Origin of the sequence: Thioalkalivibrio sp. (genome assembly GCF_007692535.1) — a bacterium.
Lineage (GTDB): Bacteria > Pseudomonadota > Gammaproteobacteria > Ectothiorhodospirales > Ectothiorhodospiraceae > Thioalkalivibrio.
The window spans coordinates 1-11,137 of the sequence record NZ_REBW01000062.1; the positions used below are offsets into that span (position 1 = coordinate 1).

The 11,137-nt window shown below is 67.3% G+C and carries 10 protein-coding genes; 2 read left to right on the forward strand and 8 right to left on the reverse strand.

The features are described from left to right. Window positions 1-1,386, reverse strand: a 1,386-nt coding sequence (locus tag EA346_RS01810) for an FAD/NAD(P)-binding oxidoreductase (protein WP_296754899.1), incomplete at its 3' end; no start/stop codon positions are given. A gap of 413 nt (window positions 1,387-1,799) precedes the next feature. On the opposite strand from EA346_RS01810, the gene EA346_RS01815 reads away from it, so the two are divergent. Beyond that, a complete protein-coding gene (locus EA346_RS01815; RefSeq protein ID WP_296754901.1) occupies window positions 1,800-2,321 on the forward strand; it encodes an LPXTG cell wall surface anchor family - like protein in 522 nt (173 codons plus the stop codon). 98 nt (window positions 2,322-2,419) lie between these two features. Here the strand turns inward: EA346_RS01815 and EA346_RS01820 are convergent, their stop codons facing one another. From EA346_RS01820 to lptD, 7 genes are all read right to left on the reverse strand, one after another. After that, window positions 2,420-3,244: a symmetrical bis(5'-nucleosyl)-tetraphosphatase gene (locus EA346_RS01820; RefSeq protein ID WP_296754904.1), complete on the reverse strand. Its 825-nt coding sequence runs from the start codon at window positions 3,242-3,244 to the stop codon at window positions 2,420-2,422. Between the two features lie 134 nt (window positions 3,245-3,378). After that, entirely contained in the window at window positions 3,379-3,759 is a 381-nt protein-coding gene (apaG, locus tag EA346_RS01825) for a Co2+/Mg2+ efflux protein ApaG (protein ID WP_296754906.1), read from the reverse strand. After that, complete coding sequence (locus tag EA346_RS01830; RefSeq protein WP_296754909.1) at window positions 3,756-4,763, reverse strand: ROK family protein; 1,008 nt, start codon at window positions 4,761-4,763, stop codon at window positions 3,756-3,758. The genes apaG and EA346_RS01830 overlap by 4 nt, the downstream gene beginning before the upstream one ends. Continuing rightward, the gene (gene rsmA / locus EA346_RS01835; RefSeq protein WP_296754911.1) at window positions 4,760-5,641 is read right to left on the reverse strand and encodes a 16S rRNA (adenine(1518)-N(6)/adenine(1519)-N(6))-dimethyltransferase RsmA; all 882 of its coding nucleotides are present in this window, start codon (window positions 5,639-5,641) and stop codon (window positions 4,760-4,762) included. The genes EA346_RS01830 and rsmA overlap by 4 nt, the downstream gene beginning before the upstream one ends. Next, window positions 5,638-6,681: a 4-hydroxythreonine-4-phosphate dehydrogenase PdxA gene (gene pdxA / locus EA346_RS01840; RefSeq protein WP_296754914.1), complete on the reverse strand. Its 1,044-nt coding sequence runs from the start codon at window positions 6,679-6,681 to the stop codon at window positions 5,638-5,640. Before pdxA ends, rsmA begins: the two co-directional genes overlap by 4 nt. Window positions 6,682-6,704: 23 nt before the next feature. After that, on the reverse strand, window positions 6,705-8,027 hold the full coding sequence (locus tag EA346_RS01845; RefSeq protein ID WP_296754918.1) for a peptidylprolyl isomerase: 1,323 nt from the start codon (window positions 8,025-8,027) through the stop codon (window positions 6,705-6,707). After that, window positions 8,002-10,209 carry an LPS assembly protein LptD gene (gene lptD, locus EA346_RS01850; RefSeq protein ID WP_296754920.1) on the reverse strand — a complete coding sequence of 736 codons (2,208 nt, stop codon included), beginning with the start codon at window positions 10,207-10,209 and terminating at the stop codon, window positions 8,002-8,004. Before lptD ends, EA346_RS01845 begins: the two co-directional genes overlap by 26 nt. 273 nt (window positions 10,210-10,482) lie before the next feature. Between lptD and ppa the strand changes: the two genes are divergently transcribed. Next, the gene (gene ppa, locus EA346_RS01855; protein ID WP_296754923.1) at window positions 10,483-11,019 is read left to right on the forward strand and encodes an inorganic diphosphatase; all 537 of its coding nucleotides are present in this window, start codon (window positions 10,483-10,485) and stop codon (window positions 11,017-11,019) included. Window positions 11,020-11,137: the final 118 nt, after the last annotated feature.

The following is an 11,137-nucleotide window of genomic DNA, read 5'->3' on the forward strand; positions in this document are numbered from 1 at the left end:
GTTGCCATTGCCGCTCAGCTGATGCATCGCGTCCAGCGCGCAAAGCGCGATCGGATGCGCGGGCGCGGTCAGTCGTGGGTGACTGCCGAACTGGAAGCTGACCAACTCGTGCACGCTCAGACGCGCCTGTATGGCGATGCCGATTGCGTTCAGCACCTCGGCCGTGGTCGGGCCACCCAGCACCTGCCCGCCGAGCAGCAGGCCGCTGCGGCTGAACACCAGCAGGCAGGTCATCATGCGCGTACCGGGCATGCTCGGCGGGTGGTGATCGGGCACCACGACCCGCCCGACCACCACCGTGAGGCCCTCGGTGCGGGCGGCGGCGGCGGTCATCCCCGCGCAGCCGAACGCCAGATCCCCGACCTGGCTGGCATAGATGGCGATGGTGCCGGCGTTGTAACGCTCGTTGCGCAGCCCGAACAGGTTCATGCCGGCCGTGCGGCCCTCCGCGGCCGCGGTCGAGGCCAGCAGCGAGGGCACCGAGCGACGCAGCAGGAAATCCTGCTTGAAGGCACAGTCACCCACTGCGAACACGTGCGGATCCTCGCGGGTACGCTGGAAAGCGTCCACCCAGATGCCACCACCACGCGCCATGGTGAACCCCAGCTCCTCCCCCAGTATGGTGTTGCGCCGGTCCCCGATCGCGACCAGCACCGCTTCCGCCGGGATGCTCTCGCCATTCGCGAGGCGCACTGCGCGCACCGGGCCGTCGTCGCCGTCGCCTTCCAACGCGGTCACGCCGGCACCGGTGTGTACGGTGATGCCTCTGGAACGCAGTTCCTGTTCGATGCGTACCGAGACTTCCTCGTCGAAGTTGCGCAGCAGGATATGCGGCAGCTGCTCGATGACACTGACATCGGGGCCACCCTTGTGGACCTCGTCGGCGAACTCGACGCCGATGAAACCGCCACCGACCACGGCGAGTCTTTCGACCTTCGGGATCAGGTCCTCGAACAGGTGTTCCAGGTGATCGTAGTCCTTGCGGATCGCAAAAACGCCCGGACGCTCGATGCCCGGGATGGGCGGCAGGTGCGGGACGGTCCCCGTCGCCAGGACGAGGCGCTTCCAGTGCACCCGGATACCGGACTCGGTCAGCGCCGTCCGCGTCTGCAGATCCACCCGGGTCACCCGGTCGCAGAGAATTTCGCCGCCCAGCATGCGGAAGGGCGCATTGCTGAGCAGGTCATGTTCCACACCCTTGAGCGTGCCGAAGATGTAGGGAATCCCACAGGGCACGACCGGCTCCTCCTCCGGGCGGATCAGCAGGATCTTGCGCCCGGGCCAGACCTGGGCGGCGGTGATCGCGGCACTCATGCCCCCCGGGCCTCCGCCCACGATCAGGCCATCAACTTCGCGTTCCTCGGAAACGGCGTGGGGCGTGGTCACGGTGTGCGTCCTCTTGGCGTGCGGGGAAACGGAAACACGGAACAAGCAAATTCCGGACCCCTCGGTCCGAAGGGGTCGTCCCGGAGCTGGCCGCGGCACATGGCTGCGGCTGTGGCCCGTGCGGGCGAAGCTGGAGCTTGCTGCCAGCGGATCCGGTGCCGCTACGGGCTGTCCGGCATGGCGCTTGCCGTCCCGGTGCTGCGCTGTGGTGCAGAACCTGCGCCGGCACGGTGCGTGACGCACCGGATCGGATCCTGGCGGGGCGGATGCCTTGTCGGCTCGTTCCGCCCGTGCGCCCGCTGCCCGCGTCGGCTATGCTTTCCTGGTGGCCGGCGAGCGGGCGGTTTGCGTAGTCGCCGGAGCAAGGCATCGCGTGGGAAACCCGCGGTCGTCTACACGCTGGGGAGCAGGCGATGGCTGATCAGGTCAACGGGGAAGAACGGGGCACGGGCATCGTCGCGGGAGCACGCGTGGCCGGCGTGACCGTGTTGCTGGTCGTTGTCGCCCTGGCGTTTGCGGGCATGGGTTGGTTCATGTTCAACATGGGCCGCGACATGAGCACGATGACCAGGGCCGTCAGTCAGATGGGTATCGACGTCTCCAGCATGGCCGTGGACATGGATGTGATGGTGGGTGACATGGACCTGATGGCCGACAGCATGGTCGAGGGCCAGGCAGGGATCTCGGGGGAACTCGCCCGCGTCCGCGCGGGCACGGAGTGGATGGGCGCCGATATGAGTCGGATGAACGCCGATATCGACAGCATCACCTCGAGTGTCCGGAGCATGTCCGGGAACGTCGACGGAATGGACGCCTCGGTGTCGCGGATGACGCACGCCACCGGAGCCATGTCCGACTCCATGGGTCGCATATCGGTGGACATGAACCGGATGACGCGGCCGGAGAGCCTGATGCCGATGACGCCGTTCCGCTGATCCGAGCCCCTCGCGGCGGACCGAGGCCGTGTGGCGCTTCGGGCCGACCTGCCAGTCCGCAAGCAGAGCCCACGGATTCCGACGCCGGCCAATGCCGGTCAGCGGCAGGGCTGCTGCCAGAGGGTTCGCTGGTCGGGCGTGGCCGGATCCAGGCGCACCAGGGTCAGGTCCCGACCCCAGACGCAGCCGCTGTCCAGCGACAGCCAGTCGGTGCCGCGCCGGTACCCGAGCGCGGACCAGTGCCCGAACACGATCGCCTGGCCGCCCATCCGCCGTTTGCGCACCTCGAACCACGGGCTCAGCCGGGAGGGCACAGACCCGGGTGGTCCACTTTCCTCCAGGTCCAGTCCGCCGTCCTTGCGAATGAAACGCATGCGGGTGAGGGCATTCACCGTGTAACGCAGGCGGTCCACGCCCTTCAGGGTATCGTCCCATCGTTCCGGACTGTTGCCATACATCCGCGCGAGGAACTCGTTGCGTCGTTGCGGATCCTGCAGAACCTGTTCGACTGCCCGGGCCTCGGTGCATGCCCGCTCGAGATCCCATTGTGGGGGAATCCCGGCGTGGACCAGGGTCCAGCCAAGCGCCGCGTCGTGATGCACCAGCGGGCGCGCCGCCAGCCACTCGAGGAGTTCTTCGGCGTCGGGACGCTGCAGGACTTCCGCAAGGGTGTCCTTCGGGCGCGGTTGGCGGAGCCCCGCTGCAGTGGCAAGCAGATGCAGGTCGTGATTGCCGAGCACGGTGACTGCCGCGGACCCGAGGTCGTGGACATAGCGCAGGCAGTTGCCCGAATCCGGTCCGCGGTTCACCAGATCGCCAACGAGCCAGAGCCGGTCCCGGGCGGGGTCGAAGCGCGCGCGTTCCAGCAGTCGCTGGAGGGGCGCAAGACAGCCCTGAAGGTCACCTACCGCGTAGACAGCCATCGTGGTTCAGCTGTCGGCGCCGGCGCGGCGAACCGGATCAACCGGATCAAACCGCACGTGGGCGTCGTGCGGCTGCCCCGGCATTCCGGGTCCGCGGATCGGGCGGGGCGCCGCCTGCGTCTGGCGCACCGGCATCAGTGCAGGGAGCGCGGCACGGAGAGGGTGAAGGGCGGTATCGGTGCCTGGAAAGTGAACCCGGCGTCGTCGCGCATTTCGTAGCTGCCCTCCATGGTCCCCACCGGGGTCTCGATGACGGTGCCGCTGGTGTACTCGAACTCCTCGCCAGGAGGGATGCGCGGTTGCTTGCCGACGACCCCCTCGCCGCGGACCTCCTGGGTCTGGTCGCGGGCATCGCGGATGATCCAGTGCCGGTTCAGCAGTTGCACGGATGCCTCCCCTGTATTGCGGATGGTGATGTGATAGGCGAAGACGAAACGAGAGGCCTCCGGATCCGACTGCTCTTCGATGTAGGCAGTGGCAACTTCGATCTCGATGCGGTGTTCCGTAGGGCTCATGCGTTTTCTCCGACAGTTTCCACGGCCCGATGCACGGCGACGGCCGCGCCCAGCAGGCCGGGTTCAGAATGGACAATCAGGTGCAGGGGCAGTTCTTCCAGAAGCTTCTGCATCGGCGCCTTGTTGCGGAAGGAGCGGAGGAATCCCGGGGTCTGGAAATGCTGCAGCCAGCGGGGAGCGATGCCGCCGGCGATGAAGACACCGCCGCGCGGGAGGGCCGACAGGGCGAGATCGCCCAACTGGCCACCGTATATGCTGACAAACCGCTCGGCGACCTGCAAGGCCCCGGCGTGCCTCTGTGCCGCCAGCGCCCCGATCGCGGCGGCCGGATCGGCCTCCTGCAAAGCCTGCGCCAGCCCGGTATCGGAGGACTGCTGCTGCAGGTATGCCGCGATGCGCGCAATGCCGGGACCGCTCAGCAGGTGCTCGCGGCTGCAGCGCCCCTCCTGACCGCGGACCCATTGCGCGAGGGCTGCCTGCCAGTCATCGGCGGGAGCGAAATCGGCGTGTCCACCTTCACCGGCAAACAGCTGACTGCGGGGCGGTGGACCGACGGCGCAGGTCCCGAGTCCGGTGCCGGCACCCACGACCAGGCGCAGACCCGCCGACTCTGCGGCGCCGGGCTGCAGGGTGACCGTGTCATCCGGCTCCAGCGCGTCCAGGCTGGCGCCAATGGCGGCGAAATCGTTGATCAGCAGCGTGGGTGCGCCCAGCTCACGGCCCAGCTCCCCCTCGTCCATGACCGGCCAGTCCAGGTTCGTGGCCTTTGCGCGCACGGATCCGTCGATCGATTTTACCGGCCCGGCGAGTGCCAGCCCGATACCGTCGAGCGGACGGCCTTCCGGCATCGCAGTCTGCAGCCAATGTCGGATCAGGTCCCCGGCGCTGGGAAAATCGCTGCTCGTGAGACGGGTCTTGTGTTCGAAACGCCAGCCCTCGGGACCCGGTTGGGCGAGGGCGAGCAGGGTCTTGGTGCCGCCGATATCGGCTACGAGGAAGCTCATGGCTGCTCCACGGTGGTGCCACCCGGTTCGAAAGCATCGCCCCTGGTCGGCAGCGCGTCCGCGGCAGGGTCGGGCTTCGCAACCGCAGGGTTCGCAGTGGACTGCGCTGCACGGGCCAGCGCCAGGAAGTCGCGGATGGCGAGTTGCTCGGGCCGGTGCCCGCCGTCGATTCCCGCAGCTTCGATTGCCGCCGGGTCGAGAATGCCGGTCAGGGCCCGGCGCACGGTCTTGCGCCGGTTGGAGAAGGCCTGGTTCACGACCTTGCGGAAGCTGCCCTCGAGGCTCGGCGGCACCAGGGGTTCGGCCAGGGGTTCGATGCGCACCAAGGCCGAGTCGACCTTTGGTGCCGGCCGGAAGGCGCCGGGCCCCACCGTGAACAGTTGCCGCGCCTGTGCCCGAGCGCCCAGCATCACGGTCAGTCGTCCGTAGCGCTTGCTGCCGGGCTCGGCCACCATGCGTTCCACCACCTCTTTCTGCAGCAGGAAGTGCATGTCCCGGATCGCGGCCGCCTGCCCGAGCAGATGGAACAGCAGGGGAGTGGAGATGTTGTAGGGCAGGTTGCCGACGATGCGCAGTCCGCCGGCGGCCGGGGCTCGCGCGGCGAAATCGAAGTGCAGCGCGTCCGCGTTGTGAATGGTCAGCCGCTCCGGCGGGGCCATCTGGCGCAGTGCGGCGACGAGATCACGGTCGATTTCCACGACTTCGAGGTGTTCGAGACGCTGCAGCAATGGGCCGGTCAGCGCCCCCAGCCCCGGGCCGATCTCGATCATCGTGTCGTCGGCACGCGGCCCAATGGCGGCGACGATGCGGCCCAGGACGGCGGGATCATGCAGAAAGTTCTGGCCAAAGCGCTTGCGCGGCCGGATCGGGTGACTCACGTGCCGGTCCATGCCGGTCCGGCGGGTTCTGCCGGGGCGGAAACGGCCGGTCGCCTGAGCGCCGCCAGTTCGCCCGCCAGCCGCTCCGCGGCCAGGAAGCTCCCCGGGTCGGCCCTGCCGGTGCCGGCCAGGTCCAGCGCGGTGCCGTGGTCCACGGAGGTGCGGATGAACGGCAGGCCGAGCGTGACATTCACGGCCAGGCCGAAGCCCGCGTGTTTCAGCACCGGGAGCCCCTGGTCGTGGTACATGGCGAGCACGGCGTCGGCGCCGGACAGCTCCCGGGGCGTAAAGGCCGTATCCGCAGGGAGGGGACCCCGCAGGTCCAGCCCCCGCTCGCGCAGGGCCGCGAGCGCGGGGGCGATGATGCCGTCGTCCTCATGTCCGAGCACACCCTGCTCTCCAGCATGCGGGTTCAGCCCGCAGACGACGATGCGCGGCCTGGCGATGCCGAAGTCCCGGCGCAGGTCGTGATCCAGCGTGGTGATGACCTCGGTCAGGAGTTCCTGGGTGATGGCGTCGGCCACGGCGCGCAGGGGGAGGTGGGTCGTGGCGAGCGCCACGCGAAGGCTGCCCGCGGTCAGCATCATCACCGGCCGCACGCCGCCGGCTCGTTCGGCCAGCCACTCCGTGTGTCCGGTGAAAGGATGTCCCGCCTGGTTGATCACGCCCTTGTGCACCGGGCCCGTGACCATCGCGTCGAACACGCCGTCGATGCAGCCGGCGGCGGCCGTTTCGAGAAGCGCGAGCACGTGGCCGGCATTGACGGGGTCTAGACGCCCTGCCTGTACCGGGGCGGCCACCGGTATCGGTATCACCAGGAGTTCCCCGGCCGCCGTCGGCCGGCGCGGCGTGTCGGGCGAGAAGCGCGCAAGGCGTACCGCCAGGCCCAGTTGCCGGGCGCGCTGTTCCAGAACGTCAGGGTCAGCGATCACCACGCGCTGCGCTCCGCTCGGGTGCGCGGCGAGTTGCAGCAGGAGGTCCGGACCGATGCCGGCGGGTTCCCCCGCCGTCAGTGCTAGACGCGCAACATGCTGGCTCATTGCCGGAAACCCCGGGCCCCCGCTCAGGCGCCCAGTCCCTCGATGCGGTACTCGACGAACGCCTCATCGCGCAGGCGCCGCAGCCACAACTCGGTCTCTTCCTCGCGCTTGCGGTTCTGCAGGATCTCCTGCGCCCGGGCCCGCAGGAGTTCCCGAGAGGCGTCTGTCTCGCGCCGATCGAGGACCTCGATGATGTGCCAGCCGAACGGGCTCTGAATCGGCGGACTGAGTTCACCCACGGCGAGACCGCGCATCGCCTCGTCGAACGCGGGCACCGTCTCCCCGGGGCTGAGCCAACCGAGTTCGCCGCCCCGGGCGGCCGAGCCGGCATCGTCCGAGTGGGCGCGGGCGAGATCGCCAAAGGAGGCACCCTGGCGGATCCGGCTGTGCAGGCTGCGGGCCTGGGCCAGCGCCTCCTCGTCGGTCCGGATACGGTCGGGGCTGATCAGGATGTGCCGGGCGCGCGTCTGGCTCACCTTCTGTTCAGCGCCCGCCTCACGGTCGATCAGCTTGACGATGTGGAAGCCGCTCGGTGAACGCAGGACCTGGCTGATCTCACCCGGGCGCATCAGGATCACGTTGCGCGCAAACAGGGTCGGCAGGTCAGCCGCCCCGCGCCAGCCCATGTCGCCGCCGTCCAGGGCATCGGGAGCATCCGAATGGTTGATTGCCAGACTTGAGAAATCCTCGCCAGAACGGGCTCTTGCGCGCAATTCCTCCGCTTTTCTCTGAGCAGTGGCGATGGTGCTCGAGTCGGCCCCCTGCGGCAGCGCGATCAGGATGTGCGACAGCTGATACCGGACATCCCGGTCGATGGCTCCGCTCTCCGCGGCGATCAGGTCGTCGATTTCCTGTTCACTCACCCGCAGGCGATTGTCCACCTGGCGCCGTCGGAGCTGCGCGATCGTGAGCTCGTCCCGGATCTGCTGCCGGAAGGCGCCGAAATCCACGCCCTCCGCGGCCAGCGCATTGCGCAGTTGCAGCAGGGTCAGGTTGTTCTCCGCAGCGATGTTTTCCATGGTGCGGTTCAGCGTGATCTCGTCGATGTTGATGCCGACCCGTTCCGCTTCCTGAAGCTGCACCCGCTCCACCACCAGGCGTTCCATGACCTGCCGCACGAGTACGTCGCGGTTCGGCATCTGCGCACCCCGCTGCGCCAGTTGCTGCTCAGTAAGGTCGATGCGTGAGACGAGTTCGCGTTGCGTGATCACGTCCTCGCCGACCACGGCGATGATGCGGTCCATGAAACGGTCGCGCTCCTGGGCATGGACGGTGGTACCCGCGGCAAGGAACAGGGACAGGATCAGAGTGCCAAGCGCGCTAGTAGCGGTCTTCATGTGTGCCATACCCGGAAATTCCCTCGCGTAACAGGTTGTCGAGCCCGGTGTCGAGTCGGGTCAGCCCGTCGAGCGTCAATTGAAAGTAGATCGAGTTATTGTACTCGCCGTCGAAATCGGTGAGGTGACGGCGCAGCGCGACCTGGAGACCGTAACAACACGTACGATACTCAAGGCCCGCCAGGAGTTCGAGATTCCGGCTGTCGAGGAGGCTGTAATTCCAGCGCCCGACGGCCTGCAGGCGGTCGGTCAGCGGCCAGAAGCCGGAGATGTCGGTCTGTTCGATCTCGTCTTCCCGGAGGCGGTAGCCCAGATTCAGCAGGGCGCGTTTCTGTGGATTGTAGGAGAAACCCACTGCGGCCAGGGGCGCGCGGCTGCGATCGGTATCGAAGATGATCGAGGCGCGTCCCCGCCAGTTTGGCGAGAACCGGGCCTGGGCCTCGGCGGCCAGGTCGGAGCGGTTTTCCTGTCGCGGAGGGTCGGTGGGCCGCAGACGGACGCGGCGATCGTCCAGGTAGGTGATCTGCCCTGCGGAGACGCTGAGCCGCTCGGTGCCGGTATCCGGGTCGATCACGCGGCTGGTCACGGCAGTCGTCACCTGGTGGGTGTCGCCCACCCGGTCCGCGCCGACGAACCGCTGCGTGGTGAACAGGCTGTCGAAGCTGAACTCGCGCTCGCCGGTATCGAACCGCGGAATGTCATCCTGGTCGCGGAACGGGACGTAGCCGTAGAACAGGCGCGGCTCGAGTGTCTGCATGGCCCCGTCATCAAGGATGCGCTCGAACACCAGACCCGTATCGACGCTGGCTCTGGGCAGGGTGCGGCTGAGACTGCGCCCGGCTTCTGGAAGCGCATCATCGAGTTCATAGCTCGTGTGACGCAGGCTGAGGCGGGGCTCGATGAAGTACCCTCCGCCGTCCTGCCGAAAGCCGACTTCCGGCTCCAGATCGAAGCGGGTGCCGGTGACCGATGCCCGACGATCGAACCGGACCAATTCCGAACGCAGTGTCCAGAACAGGCCGGAATCCAGGCCCTGGCCAGCCTGGAGCAGGACCTGGGGCAGTCGCCTGTAGGGCTCGTTACCCGGGGACAGCGTTGGATCGAGCGACTGGAAATCCTGCACCCGGCCGGTCAGGCGCCAGTTGGGCTGGCTGTAGATGAGGTCCGCGCGGCGTTCGGCGACCGGTGTGCTGGAGGTGAACACGTCCGAGCCGAAGTCCTTGAAAAAACTCTGGTCCGACACGTCGGTCGCGTCGACGCGCAGGGCCAGGCCGGGTCGGATCGAGGCCTGGTGCCGCCAGCGAACCATGTGGCGATCTTCGTCGTCGGCCAGCCGGTCATTCGGCAGGTAGGAGAGGTCGAGGGTACCGCCCATCCTGGGGCGGAGGTAGCGCCACTCGGACTCCAGCATCAATCCACGGCGGGACAGGATGCGCGGGGCCAACGTCGCGTCGTAGTTCGGCGCGATGTTCCAGTACCAGGGAATGGAGAGGTCGAGGCCGCTTTTCGAGCTGTATCCGAAAGAAGGGGTCAGCACCCCCGATTGCCGGCGGTCGTCGATGGGGAAGTTGATGTAGGGGGTGTACAGGATCGGCACGTTCTTGAAGCGCAGGGTCACGTCGTAACCGTGTCCGCGTCCGCTCTCCTGGTCCAGGCGGATCCTGCCGGCGGTGAGCCACCAGCTGTCGTCGCCCTCGGGACAGGTCGTGAAGCTGCCGGCGGCGAGGCGGATGCGCCCGGGGCCATCCTGCGCGGCCTCATCGGCGCTTCCGCGCGCCCGGCGGGATTGCAGCCAGTAGTCGATGTCGGAGAATTCCCCCACGTCGTCATCGAGCTGGTAGTGGCCTGCGCCGGCCTCGATCAGCAGATCGCCGTCGAAGAGGCGCGAGCGTCCGCGAGTCTCCACGGTCCGGGCAGGGATGAACAGATCGACGAAATCCGCATCCAGCCGGCGGCCCTCGGCGAACAGACGGACGTCGCCGCGGGCATGGACCTGCTCGGAACGGATCGCCTCGACGTAATCAGCCTCGATCTCGATGACATCCGGCGGCAGGGTGCGCAGTTCCGGCCAGAAGGATTCCGGGGGCAGGGGGCAGGAAGACAGGTATTCACCTCGCGCAGGCAGCGCGGCCAGCGCCAGAGAGAGCACGGCCAGGGCAGGAGCAACGGATCGCAGGGGCATGACCTTCATCGTCTGTGGAGACTGGATCCAGTTGGGGGCATCGGACTTGTCTGAGGGTGCCGTGGGTGGGTCCCGGGCAGGGGCGGCCTGCTTGCCGGATGCGTGACTCGCGACGCCCGTTGTGTCCGTGTCCGGAACGCTCCGGCGGCTCTGGCGGAAGCCTGCGCCGGTCGTGTCTGCCCGCCGATTTATACCCGTTGAGATCGAACCAGGCAAGGGCAATTCCTCTCGGCAGCAACGCCGCTATAATGGCGCATCCAACCAGCCGTGAGGGCCTCGAACATGGATCTGAGCAAAATTGTCGCCGGTCAGGATTTGCCCAACGATATCAACGTCGTCATCGAAATTCCGGCCTTGGGACAACCCGTCAAGTACGAGATCGACAAGGACAGCGGAGCCCTGATGGTCGATCGCTTCATGACCGTGGCCATGTTCTACCCCTGCAACTACGGGTTCGTTCCACACACGCTGGCCGAGGATGGCGATCCGCTGGATGTGCTGGTGATCACACCGGTGCCGCTCGTCCCCGGGGCCATCGTACGCTCGCGGCCCATCGGGGTGCTGAACATGTCGGACGAAGCCGGTCCGGACGCGAAGATTCTCGCGGTGCCGGTGACGAAGCTCGATCCGCAGTACGAGCGTATCAAGGAGCCCGGCGATGTGCACAAGGAACTGCTCGATCAGATCACCCATTTCTTCGGCCACTACAAGGAGATGGAGAAGAACAAATGGGTGAAGCTGGAAGGCTGGTCGGACGCCGAGACCGCCAAGGCCGAGATCATCGCGAGCTACAAGCGCTACCAGAAGAGCAAGGTCTGATTCCTCCTTTCCGGGGGTATGGTGGTCCACGTTCCGGTCTTCCGGGCCGCCCGCCCTTCGACGTTCCTGATTATCACGAATCCTCCGCAGGCCGGGAACATCGCATTGACCGCAGCGA